This window comes from Candidatus Neomarinimicrobiota bacterium (assembly GCA_021157965.1).
GTDB lineage: Bacteria > Fidelibacterota > Fidelibacteria > Fidelibacterales > Fidelibacteraceae > Fidelibacter.
Map to the genome: position 1 here is coordinate 32091 of JAGGVO010000031.1, position 16630 is coordinate 48720.

The following is a 16630-nucleotide window of genomic DNA, read 5'->3' on the forward strand; positions in this document are numbered from 1 at the left end:
TTTTCAAGCTATCGGCAACACTATTTTATCCAACCCAACTCCCAGGGAATTGTTCCCTCCGGGGATTCAAAATGTTCCGGATGGAGCAGATAGGCCAGTTTCTGTGTGGCGACCACCTGCCGGGGACCGAAGTGTTTCATCAGAGCTGAGTCGTAGTAAAGAACACGGCTTCGGGTAACGGCATTTGTTTGGTCATATCCGGGGCGGGTATATATTTCTATCAAGGGGGTAATGCCTTTCCAGCCTCCCAGTTCGGCATCAAGCCAGATAGGGGAGAGGATGATATCGGGATTTTTCTCAACGACGAGATCATTGGATGTTCTGAACACTCCCACAGCCGTATCGCCAAATACATTTACACCCCCGGCGGCCTGAATCATATCGTGAAGGGGCGACTCACTGCCAAAGGTCCAGGGTCCCATGTGATTGATTTCCATATACACTTTTACCGGTTCCAGTTTTGAACTCGCGGCACGGATTCGGTCCATATCTGCTTTCATGTGTGCCACCATATTTTCGGCACTTTTTGCGTTTTTCGTCACTTCACCGATTTTTAAGATACAGTCGTACACATCCTCCAAGCGGTTTGGTTCGAAATGATACACGGTGTAACCCATTGCCCTCAGGCTGTCTGCAATCTTCCGCTGCATGTTGGTATCCGTAAAAATCAAATCGGGACCGATGGAATCAATCCGGGTAAAATTGATGTTGATAAAATCTCCCACCACCTTCACCCGGCCGGCTTCTTTATCTTTCATCACCTGATCGGGGAAAAAGCAGAAACTTGTAGCCCCCAGGACCTGATTGCCGGCTCCGATTTCATATATGATTTCCGTCATGGTGGAAGAGCAACTGACAATTGTAGGTTTTTCTGTCTGCTTGCAGGCAGTGAGTGAAATGGCGAGTATGATTAAAACAAGGATATAATGTTTGAAGAGTTTCATCAGGATCTCCTTTTATTTCAGATTGGCCAGAATAACGGCAAGAATTCCAAAGCCGATGGTAAAATACCAGGCGGTGGTCCGTTTTTCACCAAAGAAGAAAACCGAGGCCAGAGTTCCGGCCAATATGGTGATCATGCCGTTGATAGTGAAAACAAAAGCGGCCGGATAGGGCGCGCACAGACTCAGCAAAAAGAGTCCGGCAATGGACCCTACACCGCCCATGAGTCCCAGCCGGATTAAAGCACTTGTGCTTTCCGGTTTTATCTTTTGAAAAGAGACAACGGCACCGCAGACGAGGGCCATCATGGCATAGAGGATAAAATAGATATTCGGCAGGTATTTCCCCAGGTAGCTGACAACATCACCGGGAACCATCCGGCTGCCCAGATCCCGAATGGTGAGGAAAACAATACTGTTGCTGAGCAGGATGACGATAAGCATTAATCCATACAGAATTTTATCCTTTAAAGCGGTTTCCTTCCCTTCTCCGCTTCCTTCATTTTCCAGATTGGAGGCGGCCATCACACAAAGAAGGCCGGAAATCAATGCCAGGGCCTGAAAGAGATGGATAGCTTCCTGATAAACCACCGCGGCGTAGATAATCACAACCAAAAAATTCAGATTCAGTGCGCACCATACAGGAGACAGGGGACCCCGTTTCAAACTGGATTTTGTCAATTCCATGGCTACGATTTGCCCCAGTGCATTAATCAGGGCCAAACCGTAGATGAAAAGAGGAATTTCTTTCATCAGCCCCCAATCCATCTGCACACCGAAAAAGATCATCCCGCAAAGTCCTATACTTGTAGCAATGTGCAAAGGAACCACATTTTTTGATTGTCCCAAGCGGAAGGCTATCCCAATCAGGGAGAGGCTCAGGCCGGAGGCGGCAGCCAATACAAATCCCATGAGACTTATTTCCATGGCGAATCCTTTCAGTAAATCGTTTATTTATGTCAGTTTATTCCAAAAGTTATTAATGCTTTTTTGAAGCCTTGTTTTGATATTCGGTGCGAAAAAGGATGCTTTCAGTGCATAACGGGTCAGGCGCTCCAGATCATCCGCCCGAAAGCCATATTCCTGGCAGATGAAATGAAATTCCTCTGTCAGTGTCTGGTTGAACATGGTCGGATCATCGGAGTTGATGGTTATCAGGAGCCCTTCATCATAAAAGGTCTTTACGGGATGCTCCCGGGCGTTTTTCACAACCCGCGTTTTCAGATTACTTGTGGGACATATTTCCAGGGGAATTTGACGATCCCTGAGAATTTTCATCAGTTCCCTGTTTTGAATGGCCGTGATTCCATGACCGATTCTTTCTGTATTCAGGCGGGAAACGGCATCCCAGATGGAATAAGGGCCTTCTGTTTCTCCGGCATGCACTACGGTATGATATCCTTTTGATCGGGCAATCCGGAAGACATCCTCAAAGCGAAAAGCAGGAAAGTGAGTTTCATCCCCTCCCAGGCCAATACCACAGATGCGGTCTTTATAAGGATCCAGTTGTTTTAACCGTTTTACAGCCCTCTCATGGCCGTGATTGCGCACAATGTCGGCAATCAGATTGACGGAAATGCCAAAATCTTTTTCAGCCGTTTCTTTTCCGTCAAGGGTCGCCTCGATGATGGCTTCCGCCCCGGGGCCCCACGCATCAAAATCCCAGGGAGAAAAAAAGGCTTCCAGAGCAATTACATTCTGTTTGGTCAGGGCTTCAATGGCATGATATGCGGACTCCCGGAAATCATCTGCTGTGCGGAAATACCGGTTTTTCCAGATCCAGGCCCGGATAAAATGATCAAAATCATGAAAGAAAAATTGTTGCCTGAGGGTGTTGATATCCCGGATATCCGATTCAGGTTCGTACTTTTGAATTCGGTCCAGGAGAAATTCCAGGGTAAAGGCTCCCTCAAGATGGCAATGAAGCTCGATTTTCGGCATATCCCGGATAATGTGATTCAGATTTTTCATTTTATGGCATGAGGATGGTTCCGCCGCTGTAAAAGAGTCCTGCAATGGATGCGGTTAACAGATTTGCGAAGGTTGCCCCTAAAAGAGCCTTGAAACCCAGGCGGCTGATATCTTTAATCCTCTCAGGAACCAGGGCGCTGATACCGCCGACAAAGATGGCTATGGATGCCACATGGGCAAAGCCGGTGAGGGCATAGGTGGTGATGACGATAGAACGGGGTGATTGCACGGCTCCTGACTGAATCAGGGTTGAGAGATTTTGAAAAGCCGTGACTTCAGACAGGATAAGTCGCTGACCAATAATGGGCGACAGGGTTGCCACATCGTTGACGGGGATGCCGATGATAAAGGTCAGAGGATAAAAGAGATATCCCAAAAATCCTTCCAGGCTCCAGTTGATATGTGTCCCCAGCAAATTGTTTACGGGCGAACCCGCAAAACCAATGATCACATTCACCAGCTCTACAAGTCCCAGAAATGCGATGAGCATGGAGACAATGCCTACAACCAGTTTCACACCCGAATTGGCACCGTTGATGACTGCGGCAAACAGATTAGGATCTTTTTCATAGTGGGGCCGGATGTTTTGTCCAAGGGTTACAGGGGATCCGTCCTCCGGAAGGAGGATTTTTGAGATTACAATGGCAGCGGGTGCATTCATGATGGATGCAGAGACCAGGTGTCCGGCAATGGTGGGGAATTCCCCCTTCAGTATAAAAGTATACACCGCCAACATGCTGGAGGCAATAGTGGCCATGCCGCAGGTGAGTATGGTGTTCAGTTCCGAGCGGGTCATTTTACTCAGATAGGGTTTTATAACGAGGGCTGATTCAATACCCACAAAGATATTTGAGGCAGCGCTGCAGGATTCGGCGCCGCTGATTCTCATGAGTTTTGTAAAGGCATAGGAAAACCATTGAATGATTCGGTTCATGATGCCCAGATGGTACAGAATGGCAACGAGTGCGGCAAAAAAAATGATGGTGGGGAGAGCCTGAAAGGCCAGGAAATATCCGAGGGAACTTTCTCCCGATTCACTGACAGTTCCCGGACCCAAGGCCAGTCTGCCAAAAACAAAGTAGGAACCGGCTGTCGCAGTCTCGAGAACCTTGATTACAATTTTGTTGATAACCATGAAAAAGCGCGTTCCAACGGGGATAACGAAAACAAAAAGCGCAAATAGAAGTTGTAATCCCAGTCCCCAGGATACAACTCGCCAGCTCACCTGCTTTTTATTTGCCGATAAAAGCCAGGCAAGTCCGATCAGAATAAAGATTCCGAAAAAGCTGGTTAGTCTCATAGTGATCTCTCAATTTGTGTTAATCATTTCTGATTATTTCATCCAAAAAAACCCCGTCTGCAAGCAGTCGTTCTCTGACCACCAGTTCGTCGATCTCCCGGGGGACGGGATAATATCCCGGTTTCAGCTCGGGGTGGGATAAAACATAGTTCAGGGATGCCAGCTGAAGGCTGAAACTCAAATCCAGAATTTCTACGGGATGTCCCAGCCCGCCGGCAATATTGATGATTCCGCCCTGTGCCAATAGGTAAAGGGAGCGGTTTGAATTGATCCGGTATTCTTCAATTTCATTTCGGACTTTGACCGGTTCTCCTGCAATTTTTTTCAGTCCGGGCACGTCAATTTCGTAGTTGAAATGACCGGCATTGGCCAGAAATGCACCGTCTTTCATGACCATAAAATGTTCAGGACGGATAATGTTTTCCTCGCCGGTTGTCGTAATAAAAATATCGCCTTCCCGGGCAGCATCCAGCATGGGCATCACCCGGCATCCATCCATCCGGGCTTCCAGTGCTTTCCAGGGATCGATTTCCGTGATAATCACATCGGCACCCATACCGGCGGCAATGTTGGCAATCCCCCGGCCACACCAGCCGTATCCGGCTACAACTACGGTTTTCCCCGAAATGGTCATGTTGGTCAGATGGGCTATGGCAGTCCAGGTGGATTGTCCGGTCCCGTACCGGTTGTCAAAAAGGTACTTACTGAGGGCATCGTTAATCCCTAAGGAGGGATATTTTAATATCCCTTTTGCAGCCATACGCCTTGCACGGTTTACTCCGGTGGTTGTTTCCTCACAAATACCGGCAAGATTGACCGCATAATCGGGGTGTTCATGGAGATAATTGCAGATATCTCCTCCGTCATCTACCACCGCATGAGGTTTGGCGGAAGTGATAGCATCGATATAGGACCAGTATTCTTTTTCCGAGGCGCCGTGTTTGGCAAAAACGTGAATGTTGTCTTTCGCCAGTGCGGCACATACATCATCTTTGGTAGACAGAGGATTGCTGCTGGTAATCCATACATCGGCCCCCAGGCGGCGGATTTTCCGGGCCAGATAGGCTGTTTTTGCTTCAAGATGAATGCACAAGGCAATCCGTTTTCCCCGAAATGTACCTTCCTGATCAAATTTTTCAGCAAGACGGTTGACAACTTTCATCCATTTAGAAACCCAGTCGATGTTCTGCTGTCCTGATTCAGCCAGTGAGATGTCGCGAATACTGTATTTCATACCCGATCCTTTCCTGTCCATAAAAACTCAAAAAAGGCGGGGGAAATCTTCCCCCCGCCTGGCATCTGATTAATAGATACGTTGTGCAAGACTCATGGGACTGTCGCCTACATTGTAGGTTTTAAGGACAGTTCCACTGCTGTTGACTTTAACCACCTGGTCATCGTCCCATACACTGACCCAGACATAGCCTTCCGTATCTACGAGGATACCGGATCCGCCTTTGCCCAGAAACATGTCTTCCGGGTCATTCAAAATGGAATAATCGGTAGTGCTGTATACCATACATCCCATACCCCATACACTCAGATAAGCCAGTTCATTGACGAGATCTGTGGCTATCATACCGGGAGCTCCACCGATTTCAACGGTTTCAACTACCGTATCCGTTGCCGGGTCAATTACACTGACAACACCGGGATTGGCACCATAATCACCGGTGCATGACACATGAAGCTTTCCGTCGGAAGCAATAGCAATCGACTGGGGATTGGTTCCCACGTCGATGGTTTTAATCACTTCGCCATTGGTGGCATTTACCACGGTGACCGTTCCCTGCTCATAGGGTTGATCCCAGCTGACATAGCCGGTATTGGATACGTAGATTTTATCGCCGCTGATGGCGATACCGGTGGCTCCTGTTCCGGCAGTCGTCGCCGTCACAACAGTTTTTTCCTGCATATCCACTTTCAACACCTCATTGGACATGGAACAGGTCACGAAGGCATAGCGATCATCATAGATAGCCATGTTCATGGGATTTTTCCCGTCTCCCAAAGCAATCGGTGTTTCGGCTTCCCAGGTGTCCACATCGAAAATCATGATATTGTTAGAACCGGAGTTCACACAATAGAGTTTTTCATCATGGTAGACAAGCTGGTTTGGCCAGGTTCCCACGGTTGCCACATTGTTATATACCGTATCTGCCTCCAGATCGATGACTGATATGCTGGTGGCGGCAGAATTCAGTACATAAATGGCACTGGATGTCTCAGGTGTGTCCGACCCGGTCGGATCATCCTCACATCCCCAAAAGCCAAAGGCTGTAAAGAGAACAGCCACACACAATACCCATACTTTTTGATTCATCCGAACCTCCTTTTTCATGGTATTATCTTTTCTCAACTGTGAATGAAACCCCCCATTCCCTTCCGGGAACCGGCATATTTTTAATGACGCTGTATTCGGTATTGAAAAGGTTTTTCAGCTGTGCATTCACCTTAAGACAGATGGTTTTGAACGGCATCTGATATCCGAAACTGATGTGGGATAGATTGTATGGATCCAAAGAATTATTCCAGACGTTTGTGACGTCGGTATATCGTCGGCTCACATACTGGTAGCTGTATGTCCCGTGAAAGTGGCGTATGCGTGCCGTCAGTGAGACATTCACCGTATGTTTCGGGCGGTAAACCAGGATTTTTTTATATTCTGCCGGGGCCTGTTGATTGGTGTTCCGGGCATCCATGAACGTGTAGTTGGCCTGAAATGTCAGATTATTTTTCACCGGACTGAATTTGAGGCTGTTTTCCAGTCCCCGGATCCGGGCGCTTTGGACATTTTCGGGCATCCACAAACCGGCTTTTTCCTGCCAGATGATCATGTCGCTCAGGTAATTTTCAAAGTATGTGGATTCAAGGTAAAAGCCGTTCAGGAATGGGTATTGAAGACGGATGCCCATATCCCAGTCCACGCCGTTTTCCGGACTCAAATCAGGGTTTCCTTTGGCCCATGCATCTTCCGGCCAGTATAAATCATTGAATGTCGGTGCCCGGTAACTGAGTCCGGTATTCATTTTCAGGGATGTAAGCCATCTTTCACCCCAATTGAAAACCAGGCCGATTTTCGGGGATAGACGGTTTGGATAATCGGAGTTCCAGTCGTACCGGAGAGAGGGGACAAGAGCAAGTTTTTTCATCCCAAAAATATGGACAGGCAACTGGTTTTCACTGACGGTAAAAAGATAAGCAGAGGTGCGAACCCTTTTGTCTGATGTCTGGTGATTCTGCATGTAATCCATCCTTATACCGCTTCCGTAGGTGAGAGTGCTCCAATCCTCCAGGATACTGCGTATCTGAATTTCACTGCCGCCGGTGCGGGTTGTAAAGCGGGAATCGACTTTCTGAAGAGACTCGTCGTTGAAGTAGCGGCTCCATGAGTCGTAGTAATAGTTTTGCCACCGCAGTTCATGAATGCATGAAAAAATTTTACTGCTCAGCAGTATATTGGCCTGATTTTGCTTGTCCCATATCCGGGCACGGTAATAATACGGTTCAATAGTACCCGGAGCACCTCGTTCTGATTTATGGTGGCGAAGGGTAAATTCCAGATGGCGTGCAAAAAGGCCCTGCCCAAGAGATGTGGCGGCACGGCCGTGTAAATCGATGGATTCTATATCCGCATTCTCGCGCGTTCTTTCCTGTCCATAATTATCCGTGAAGGTAAAATCACCTTCCGAAAGGAGATATTTCCCTGAAGCATCCAGATCCCAATGTTTGATTTTGGCATCCACCGTGGATTCAAGGGAAAACGTTCCGAAAGAAGCACCGGTTGTTTTTACGGAGCTATGCCATCCTGTTTTTTCCTGTTTATCTGACCGGGTGATAATATTCACAACACCTCCGATGGCATCGGCCCCATATAACGCGGAGTTGCTTCCCCTGACCACTTCAATCTTTTTCACCCCTTCCAGAGAAAGGGTGCTCAGATCCACTTCCCCTGTCTGGGGATTATTGATGCGCTGACCATCCAGCAACACCACGACCTGACCTGAAGTAGAACCCCGGAGAGAGATGGTTTTGATGTTTCCCAATCCCCCCTGGTCTTTGATAAATACGCCCTGGATGTTTTGGAGGATTTCCCCCAGGTTCCGGGCATTTTGAAATTCCGGTGCATCCATATCCAGCACATTCACCGAAGCGGGGACATCCGTCACAAGTGTGGGACCGCGGGTGGAGGTAACCGTAATACTCTGATCATACTCGAGAACCGTCGGGCGCATAAAAATATCCAGTGTTACAGTTTCGCCGTCAGAAATGCTGACATTTTTAATTTCCTGTGTTTCAAACCCGATCATCCTGAAGATAACCGTATATTCTCCGGGAGGGACGTCAAAGATACAGTAATTTCCGTCACTGTCTGACGCGGCACCCAAAGGAATTCTTTTTAGGTAGACATTCACGGCTGCCAGTGGTGCTCCGCTTTCATGACACCGAATCGTACCACAAATCCGGCCCTGTTCATTCCCCGCCAGGAGAACGGGCAGGAAAAGAAGGATGGAAAGCAACAGAGGCCGGATCTTGTGTAGCATGATAATATCTAAGGTTTGTTTAAAAATTAGCACCAAGAGTCACTTTATACATTCTGCCGGGTTCGGCCGTACCACGGACCCTCATGTAATCTTCGTCCGTCAGGTTTGTTACCTCCAGGGTGGATGCCCACTGGATTTTCATTAGTGAAAAACGGTAAGAAATATTCGAGTCGCAGGTTGTCACCTTGGGCAGCCAAAGGGTGTTGGCCGGGTTTGTGTAGCGCAGGCCGAGATAATGGACTATGAAATTCCATTCCAGCCCTTTAAAACGGATAGTACTGGTAACATCCAATTTATTCTTCGGGCGGTATGTAATATATTTGTTGTGCCGGTTCGGATCCGGGCCCTTGTCCAGGGCCTTCATGTATGTGTATTCGGCATTGAGGACCACGCTGTTGTTAAAAAGATTCAGCGTTCCGGATGTTTCAACACCCCGGGTGCTTGTCTCGGAGATGTTTTTGGGAGTCCACAAATTATCCATAAAAGGATCCTGTGCCCATAAAATCAGGTTGTCGATTTCATTCCGGAAGTAATTGGCGGAGAGGGACACTCCGTTAATACCGGCTGTTAAACCGATATCGTAATTAAAACCGTCTTCCGGCAGAAGATTGGGGTTTCCCACGGCAAAAGCGTCCCGGGGCCAATACAAATCGTTGAATGAGGGGGCTTTGTAGGATTTTGCGATATGGGAAACGAGGGCCAGGTTCACTGTTCCGTGGTGGGCGGCCGACAGGCTAAATCTGGGACTCAGGGCATTTTCAAAGTCGGATGTGGCATCATAGCGAAGAGCAACCGAACTCTCAAGTTGTGAAATGAATCCTTTCAAGGGGAGTGTTCCGGTGAAAGAAGTATGAGCGCTGTGGGTGTTTCGGGTTTTTTTACCCACATCGGTACTTTCAATCCGGTCGTTCCGGTAGGAGTATCCGTAACTCACATTGAGATACTCTCCTATTGTCCCGCCCTGCTGGAGTTCAAGTCCCATGGCATAATTGTTATGATCGCTGTGTGTGCCTCCTCCCATGGCATCAGGGTCATCGAATTTGGTTTCATAATCCAGAAAATAACTCTGGGCTTTTAGATTGAAATCTTTAAACAGAACGGCTTGATCGTATGTTAGGTTGTATGATTTGTTATCGAAGCGAAGCCGGGCATTGGGGGTGGGATTGTCAATCATACCGGGCGTTCCGTTATCTGCATTGTACCAGTTGGTGGAAAGGCTGAGGTTTTTTCCTTCAGCCAGACGGTACCCGGCCTTGGCAAAAATGTTGTAAGAAGATTGCTCGTTGTTTTTCAGGATTTTTTCATTGCCGTAATAATCGGTAAAGGGAAAATTCCCGTCCCAAAGATCCCGTTGCAACGAAACAAAGGTATTCAGGCGGTTTTTGTTGTAGGAGTGGTTGATATTGTATGTCTGCCGGTTGTAGGAACCGTAGGAAATCTGAAATCCGCAATTCATGGGTTTAACCGATTTCGATTCTGTTTTCGTTGTGATAAGGATGACGCCTCCCACAGCATCGGCACCGTATTGGGCGGAACGGCCGCCACGGAGGAGTTCGATTTTCTCGATGTTGGTGATGGGAAGACTGGCCACATTGACACCCACCGAACCCGGTGTATTCAGGCGCTGGCCATCCATGACCACCACGACTTTGGAGGCGCTGACATCCCGGAGTGAAATTTCTCCGGAAGAGTTTACGGATACCCCGGAAATGGTTTGAAGTGCATCTCCGACATTGTCACAATTGTGTTTTTGAAAATCCTCTTTCGTTAAAACCACTTCCGATGTGGATTTTGAAGGTTTTTCCTCTTCATTTTGAGCATCCTGAGCCCATGCAAGGCCGGCGAGAAGCGTAAATATGAGGAAAACAAGGATTAAGATTTTAAACAGTTTCATGAAAATTCTCCTTTTCCAGATTACTCTTGTATGATTTCAGATAATTTTTCTGCATAATTGTCAAAATCAATATCATTTACTTCGGATAACTGGTTGATCCAGGCATCGGGGAACGAATCCACTCCCTTCAGGCTTCCGCAAACAGCACCGGTTATGGCTCCGATGGTATCACAGTCCCCGCCGAGGTTTGCCGCCGCAAGAACGGCTTCCACCGGATTCCCGTTTACCAGCTTGGCCAACGCCAGGCATGTGGGGACCGTTTCGGAAATTTGCACACCCGCACCGATGATTTCATACAGATCCCTGCGGGCTTCTTCCAGAGATTTGGCGGTATTGATGATTCCCAAAGCCAGTTTCAACCGTTTTGAAATCGAAGCGCTGTACCAGTCCACCCCCCGGGTCATTCCCATATCAATGGCTTCATAAACCGCCGGAAGGATAGTTGACAGATCGCTTTCACCCATGATGCCTTTTCCGATAGCCACGGCAATGCCCGAGGCACCGGCGATGGCAATGTTTGTATTATGGGTGGGAATGCAGGCTTTTTCCACGGCATCCACCGTACGTTCCACATCCCCTTTTCCGTAAATACCTACGGCGGCAATTCGCATGACAGCCCCGTTTGTGTCCCCTGCACTGCCTGCTTCATACACCGATTTGCCGTTCCGGATGGCGTAAAGTGCCCTGAGGGAACTGGGACCGATCAGCATGCTGTCAAAAGCGCCGATCTTTTCGGCCCATGTAATCAGCCGCTTTCCGATATCCTCGGGGTCCACTTTTCCGTTGGCAATGATGGAATCGGCAATGAGCAGAGTTTGCTGAGTGTCGTCCGTGATTTCTGCTGCTTTTAAGCCCTTGTGAATGACGTGTTCCTCCGGAGCCGGCAGAAAGGTCCGGATTTTTCCGAAGACTTTCTGAATGGTTTTCGGGCTCATCATGGATGAAGGCATCCCCATGGCATCTCCGGCTGCCACGCCGACCAGACAGCCTTTGATGCGTTTTTGTATTTCGTTCATCTGTTTTCCTTTCACTTTCCCGGCTTTACGGTGCCAATTTTATATACAGGAGAAACAATGTGTTTATGAAGGTTTTTGAAGGACTCTGACGTCATGGATGCAATGACACAGGTCGAAGGTCCGCCTGATTTTTTCAAATCAAGAGGGGATACCACTGTTTCAGCCGTAAATCCGGCGGAACGGACCATTTGTTCCATTTCAAATCCTGCTCCATGGGAGCCGACAGGCAGAATATCATGAATCCCCTTCAGAGATTGAATCGTCAAGAGATCTTTTGATGCCAGAATCTCCGGGTCATTGACCCGTACCGTATCGGTAGGCGCTGATTTAGGCAGCCCGATACAGACGATGGAATCACCGATTTGTGTGGTGCCGGGACGGAAATCCGCTTCATGAACCAGCCCGATAACACAGGTTCCCACGCCGGTCATATTCGTGGGGACATTATCCTCTGTGCTGCCGGAAATGTGAAAATCCTTTCCAAATCCTGCCGATTCAATTTCTTCACGGACACCCCGAAGAATTTCTTTTCCCACATCATCCATGGGAAGGGTGAGCATGTCATAGGCGGCCAGGGGGATGGCACCGGAAGCCAAAACTTCCAGGAGGGGGACCCGAATGGCAAAGCGTCCCAGATCATAAGGGGGACAGGATACCGTATCGCCGGGGCGCGGACCGATGCCGCCGTCTGAATCCACGGCTACAATCAGGGAATAACCATCCTGCAGCTCAATTTTACTTAAATCGCGGACTGCCCGGATCCGGGATAAGTTGCTGCCCTGTTTCCGTAGCGCCTGATATAAATCTGCCAAGAGAAAAGATGTCATGATGATTCCTGGTTGTTTCCTTTTTTCAGGATTTCCACGTAAAACTTACCTTTGTCTCCCCGGAGGATTGTTTTAACAAATTCAATCACATCGCCGGTATCAATTTTTGTAATCCTTTCCAGGAGAAAGACCGGATCCCCGGGCTTGATTTTTAATAAATCCGCTTCGTAGGGAGTCGCTTTGACAGCCTGCAGGGTTTCATGGGCATCCACGATATTTAATCCGTATTCATTTTTTATGGTCATGAACATGGAGTGCTCTTCTATATCCTTGTCAATGAGTCCCGGGACCAGTTGTACCGGCAGGTAAGATGTTTGAAGAGCGATGGGGTAATCATTTACATATCGGAGTCGTTGGATACTGTAAAACCGGGTATTTTCATCGGCATTCAACATTTTTGAAATCAATTTATGGGCCTGAATTTCGTCAGCACAGATCAGTTTGCTGCGGATCTTTTTATTCATACCGATCATTTCGGCGGAAAAACTGAGGGAGGCCACAATGCTGTACGTAATGGATTTATTGGCGACAAAAGTTCCTTTACCCTGTATGCGGTATGCCAGTCCCCGGTTCACCAGATTTTTGATGGCCCGCTGGATTGTGGCACGACTGAGACCCAGATACTCTTTCAGTTCGTTTTCCGAAGGAAGCTTCTGATCCGGTTTGTAGAAGCCTTGTTCGATGAGATTTTCCAGGACTTCCTGAAGCTGGTAGTAGTATGGAACAATACTGGATTTATCAATTTTGCCCAAAAGTTCGTTCATAGAACGCTCCTTAATCGAATGTAAAATCTATGGTTTTTCGGATAAACCGGGTTCGGTTATCGACAAAAGATACTGTAATTTTCACAGAAATATTTTCTTTTTTTTCAAAATAATCCCGGCGTGTTATTCCTTCCCAAAGGGGAGGTGGAGTAAACCATTGGCCCGTATTGGAATAATTTGCCCAGCCGATACGTTCCCCGGGATCAAGGGTCACGGGAGGTATGGTATCCGGACTGTTAATCCAGTGTGATTCTTCAAAGTCCCGGGGATTCGTATCAATGGAAAGATGGATGGGCACATCAATGGGATTGGCGAGGGATGCCAGGCGGATAATAACCTTTTCCGGTGATCCGGCCGGTGTGTGAATTAAATTTCTGTCCTGATACAGATTGTCCAGCATGCAGGAAAGGGCCTGGATGCGGTCCATGGATCGCCGGGGCGTCAGTTCCAGAAGGGTGTCGCCGGGAACATCCACCAGGCGGATATCTTCAACCCCTTCGGGAGTAAGTTTCATCAGCCCCACCATAGAGCTTCCTCCTGAATGAGCGTCAGAATCTTTCAGGGCACCACCGGTTGCACCCATCACCAGATAGCGGATGCCGTCAATTTCTCCATCATCCTGATCATAATGATAATGTCCGGCAATGACGGCTTTCACTTTGTATTGTTTTAGAACATCATGCACACGTGACCAGTTGGACCAAACATACCAGTTGGGATGGTGGACCAGGACAACCATGGCTTTTGACGATTTGTGTGTTTCAAGATCTCTTTTGAGCCACTCCAGTTGAGTATCTGTGATCTGGTTGAGGAAAATGGATCCCCACCGGGGGTCTGTATGGAGGTTTTCCATACTGTAAAGGCTGATAAAATGGTATCCGTTCAGGGTGTATGAATAGTAGGGGAGGGAATCAAGGGGAAGGGACGTTTTTTGACTCAGGGATAAAAACCAGGTTTCCCGGCTGCGGTCGCCGGAAAGGGGTTGATATCCGGGAGGAACCACATCGTGATCGCCGAGAGCCACAAGCCAGGGAAGGCCCGTACCTTCCATAATCCCGCTTGCCCGGTTGAACAAGGTTTCATAGTCTTCAAATGTGTTCACATCGCGGGCACTTTCCACCATATCTCCCACATGGAGGAGGATATTGGGGTGATAGTCCGCAAGCATGGCTACACCTTTTTCCATGATATCAAAAGCCTCGTCCGAATCATAGGCGCCGAACTGGTCACCAACAATCCCGATTAAAAGGGAATCCTTATCAGGTGCGCAGGCTGATAAAAAAATGAGGAAGAAGGCCAATAGAAACACAGAGATTGTTGAAAGAACGGCCCTTTTTGCACTGTTTAGTCTCATAATATTTGTCCGAATGATAGGTTGTCCGTACAAGTTAATGTAGAGACTCCTTTTTATCTTGTCAATATTTAATTGAGTGATAAATGATGAATTGCATTTAATAATTATGAATCGGGTTCTGTGGAAGATCGACACATGAAATGATGAGATATGTATTATCATCATATCTTTGAGGATCGGGTTTGAAAATGGAGAGTCTTTGAAACTACCCAATCAATTATTTTTGGGAAGTTAGCATCTCGATATGGCCGTGTGTGATGGGAGTTGGGGAAGTGCTCTGAATTGTCTGTGAGGAGTTTGGATATTGGTGTGGTTATCCTTTGGACAAGGGAAAAAGGGGAAAGCCGAAAGTTAAGACCTTTGAGATGGTCCTGTAGCTGTCTTTAGAGGGCAGGATATCCCGATTTTTAAGGGAGGAGTATAGATTCCCATAACAATATATTAATAATACTATAATCTTGCTTTTGCGTGACAGCGAGGTTATTTTATCCTCGGGGGTTTGTTGATATAGGGAAAATTATATATAGTAATCCCACCCTCGCTTTTCTCTCGCTTCTTTATGATAAAAAAGAAAAATCTTGTAAAGTTAGTTAATGATAACTAACTTTCTGAAAAGATGGAGGTGAATCATGCTGAAGCTGGTGACAAAATTGAGAATTATTTTCCTGATTGCATTGATAATAACATCTATTCCCCTGGTCATTACTTATTGGACTGGTACGGAAATCCGAAATCCCCTGATTATCCATCTGCATGTGTATATCGGTATTCTCTTCACGCTCATGGCAATTGCCAATATGGTCCTGATGAAACAGGAGAAGGGAAATTCCATGAAAGGAATTGCTGAATGAAAACAGACAGGCAAAAAGAGATTATTAATGTTTCACTTGAACTCTTATCAGACTATGGAATTCAGGGACTTACAATAAAAAATCTTTCTAAGAAAATCGGTATTACAGAACCGGCTATTTATCGTCATTTTGACAATAAGGTGGAAATTCTCTCGGCGTTACTGGATTTTTTCCGGCAGAACAACGAATCTTTCTTTGAAAAAGAAGTTGAAGACTCAATACCCGCCCCGGATAAAATTAAAAATATATTCATGAATCACTTCCGGGTTTTCTCGGAAAATTCATCACTTGTCTCCGTGATTTTTGCCGAGGAACTCTTTCGCAATGAAGCCTCTCTGTCCGACAAAGTTCGTGATATCATGAACTATACCAGTACTGTGATTCAAAATATCCTGGAAGAAGGACAACGGTCCGGCACCATCCGATCGGATGTCTCTTCCGAACACCTGGTTGTTATGATTTTGGGCGCTCTCCGCCTCTTTGTAAAAAAATGGCAACTATCCGGTCAGCATTTCAATCTGACCGAAGAAGGTGTAAATATCACGTCAACACTGATTCAACTGATAACTCCTGCCAAAACTCAATGAAAAACAAACAATATATTATAACAGATAAAACCGGTTACCACAGACCACCTCTTTTTTTCAGACTTCTCCTGATCCTGCTTAACCTGAAAAACAGAGTTTTCTTTATTCGCCTTTTTTTGTCCGATAAGTTAGTTAGTATTAACAAACAATGAGGAAGTTATGAAACGATCACCCCTTAAAACCAAACTCTATGCAGGACTTATTCTGTTAGTCATTGTTGCCGTTACAGTTTTTTTCATACAACAGATCCGCCAGAAATCCCGAATGGAAACCAATCTGGACAAGTACATGCCCAAAAACCATCCCGCTTTTGTTTACAGCGATCAGGCGGAAGAGTGGTTCAATATTAAAGACGGCATTCTGATTGCCATCGAAAATCCCGATGGCATCTACAATTCCGTCACTCTGGAAAAAATTAAGGATATCTCCCGAAAACTCCAGAAAATGCCGGAATTCGATGATAATGATGTCACTTCACTCTATACGGTGGATAATATTGAAGGCACAGAGTACGGACTTGAAGTGAATGCTTTTTATTCCCGGGCCCCCAAAGATGCCGAAGCTCTGGATGAACTCCGGCA

At 47.0% G+C, this 16630-nt stretch carries 15 protein-coding genes; 3 read left to right on the plus strand and 12 right to left on the minus strand.

What is annotated here, in order from left to right; genetic code table 11:
* Positions 1–20: 20 nt before the first annotated feature.
* The 12 genes from J7K63_03730 to J7K63_03785 all read right to left on the minus strand — a co-directional run bounded on the left by J7K63_03730 (position 21) and on the right by J7K63_03785 (position 14611).
* Positions 21–944, minus strand: coding sequence for an ABC transporter substrate-binding protein (locus J7K63_03730; protein MCD6234133.1), 924 nt, complete (start codon positions 942–944; stop codon positions 21–23).
* A 12-nt stretch (positions 945–956) separates the two neighbouring features.
* Positions 957–1868, minus strand: coding sequence for a hypothetical protein (locus tag J7K63_03735; GenBank protein MCD6234134.1), 912 nt, complete (start codon positions 1866–1868; stop codon positions 957–959).
* Between the two features lie 27 nt (positions 1869–1895).
* Positions 1896–2912 (minus strand): adenosine deaminase, encoded by a 1017-nt coding sequence (add, locus tag J7K63_03740; protein ID MCD6234135.1) that lies wholly within the window; start codon positions 2910–2912, stop codon positions 1896–1898.
* Between the two features lies 1 nt (position 2913).
* Positions 2914–4212 (minus strand): nucleoside transporter, encoded by a 1299-nt coding sequence (locus tag J7K63_03745; GenBank protein MCD6234136.1) that lies wholly within the window; start codon positions 4210–4212, stop codon positions 2914–2916.
* Positions 4213–4231: 19 nt separating this feature from the next.
* Positions 4232–5446 carry an adenosylhomocysteinase gene (locus tag J7K63_03750; GenBank protein MCD6234137.1) on the minus strand — a complete coding sequence of 405 codons (1215 nt, stop codon included), beginning with the start codon at positions 5444–5446 and terminating at the stop codon, positions 4232–4234.
* Positions 5447–5515: 69 nt separating this feature from the next.
* A complete protein-coding gene (locus J7K63_03755; GenBank protein MCD6234138.1) occupies positions 5516–6535 on the minus strand; it encodes a YncE family protein in 1020 nt (339 codons plus the stop codon).
* A gap of 22 nt (positions 6536–6557) precedes the next feature.
* Positions 6558–8756: a TonB-dependent receptor gene (locus tag J7K63_03760; protein MCD6234139.1), complete on the minus strand. Its 2199-nt coding sequence runs from the start codon at positions 8754–8756 to the stop codon at positions 6558–6560.
* A 19-nt stretch (positions 8757–8775) separates the two neighbouring features.
* Positions 8776–10650 (minus strand): TonB-dependent receptor, encoded by a 1875-nt coding sequence (locus tag J7K63_03765; GenBank protein MCD6234140.1) that lies wholly within the window; start codon positions 10648–10650, stop codon positions 8776–8778.
* Between the two features lie 20 nt (positions 10651–10670).
* Positions 10671–11666 carry an ADP-ribosylglycohydrolase family protein gene (locus J7K63_03770; GenBank protein MCD6234141.1) on the minus strand — a complete coding sequence of 332 codons (996 nt, stop codon included), beginning with the start codon at positions 11664–11666 and terminating at the stop codon, positions 10671–10673.
* 11 nt (positions 11667–11677) lie between these two features.
* The gene (locus tag J7K63_03775; GenBank protein MCD6234142.1) at positions 11678–12493 is read right to left on the minus strand and encodes a hypothetical protein; all 816 of its coding nucleotides are present in this window, start codon (positions 12491–12493) and stop codon (positions 11678–11680) included.
* A complete protein-coding gene (locus J7K63_03780) occupies positions 12490–13257 on the minus strand; it encodes a GntR family transcriptional regulator (GenBank protein ID MCD6234143.1) in 768 nt (255 codons plus the stop codon). Before J7K63_03780 ends, J7K63_03775 begins: the two co-directional genes overlap by 4 nt.
* A gap of 10 nt (positions 13258–13267) precedes the next feature.
* Entirely contained in the window at positions 13268–14611 is a 1344-nt protein-coding gene (locus tag J7K63_03785) for a metallophosphoesterase (protein MCD6234144.1), read from the minus strand.
* Between the two features lie 629 nt (positions 14612–15240).
* On the opposite strand from J7K63_03785, the gene J7K63_03790 reads away from it, so the two are divergent.
* The 3 genes from J7K63_03790 to J7K63_03800 all read left to right on the plus strand — a co-directional run.
* Positions 15241–15462, plus strand: coding sequence for a hypothetical protein (locus J7K63_03790; GenBank protein ID MCD6234145.1), 222 nt, complete (start codon positions 15241–15243; stop codon positions 15460–15462).
* Positions 15459–16049: a TetR/AcrR family transcriptional regulator gene (locus J7K63_03795; GenBank protein MCD6234146.1), complete on the plus strand. Its 591-nt coding sequence runs from the start codon at positions 15459–15461 to the stop codon at positions 16047–16049. Before J7K63_03790 ends, J7K63_03795 begins: the two co-directional genes overlap by 4 nt.
* 159 nt (positions 16050–16208) lie before the next feature.
* Positions 16209–16630: hypothetical protein (locus J7K63_03800; GenBank protein ID MCD6234147.1), on the plus strand; the 422-nt coding region annotated here is incomplete at its 3' end.

Bases quoted from the DNA above. Each gene is read 5' to 3' on its own strand.
- J7K63_03730 (MCD6234133.1), bottom strand. From the start codon at position 944: ATGAAACTCTTCAAACATTATATCCTTGTTTTAATCATACTCGCCATT.
- J7K63_03735 (MCD6234134.1), bottom strand. From the start codon at position 1,868: ATGGAAATAAGTCTCATGGGATTTGTATTGGCTGCCGCCTCCGGCCTG.
- add (MCD6234135.1), bottom strand. From the start codon at position 2,912: ATGAAAAATCTGAATCACATTATCCGGGATATGCCGAAAATCGAGCTT.
- J7K63_03745 (MCD6234136.1), bottom strand. From the start codon at position 4,212: ATGAGACTAACCAGCTTTTTCGGAATCTTTATTCTGATCGGACTTGCC.
- J7K63_03750 (MCD6234137.1), bottom strand. From the start codon at position 5,446: ATGAAATACAGTATTCGCGACATCTCACTGGCTGAATCAGGACAGCAG.
- J7K63_03755 (MCD6234138.1), bottom strand. From the start codon at position 6,535: ATGAATCAAAAAGTATGGGTATTGTGTGTGGCTGTTCTCTTTACAGCC.
- J7K63_03760 (MCD6234139.1), bottom strand. From the start codon at position 8,756: ATGCTACACAAGATCCGGCCTCTGTTGCTTTCCATCCTTCTTTTCCTG.
- J7K63_03765 (MCD6234140.1), bottom strand. From the start codon at position 10,650: ATGAAACTGTTTAAAATCTTAATCCTTGTTTTCCTCATATTTACGCTT.
- J7K63_03770 (MCD6234141.1), bottom strand. From the start codon at position 11,666: ATGAACGAAATACAAAAACGCATCAAAGGCTGTCTGGTCGGCGTGGCA.
- J7K63_03775 (MCD6234142.1), bottom strand. From the start codon at position 12,493: ATGACATCTTTTCTCTTGGCAGATTTATATCAGGCGCTACGGAAACAG.
- J7K63_03780 (MCD6234143.1), bottom strand. From the start codon at position 13,257: ATGAACGAACTTTTGGGCAAAATTGATAAATCCAGTATTGTTCCATAC.
- J7K63_03785 (MCD6234144.1), bottom strand. From the start codon at position 14,611: ATGAGACTAAACAGTGCAAAAAGGGCCGTTCTTTCAACAATCTCTGTG.
- J7K63_03790 (MCD6234145.1), top strand. From the start codon at position 15,241: ATGCTGAAGCTGGTGACAAAATTGAGAATTATTTTCCTGATTGCATTG.
- J7K63_03795 (MCD6234146.1), top strand. From the start codon at position 15,459: ATGAAAACAGACAGGCAAAAAGAGATTATTAATGTTTCACTTGAACTC.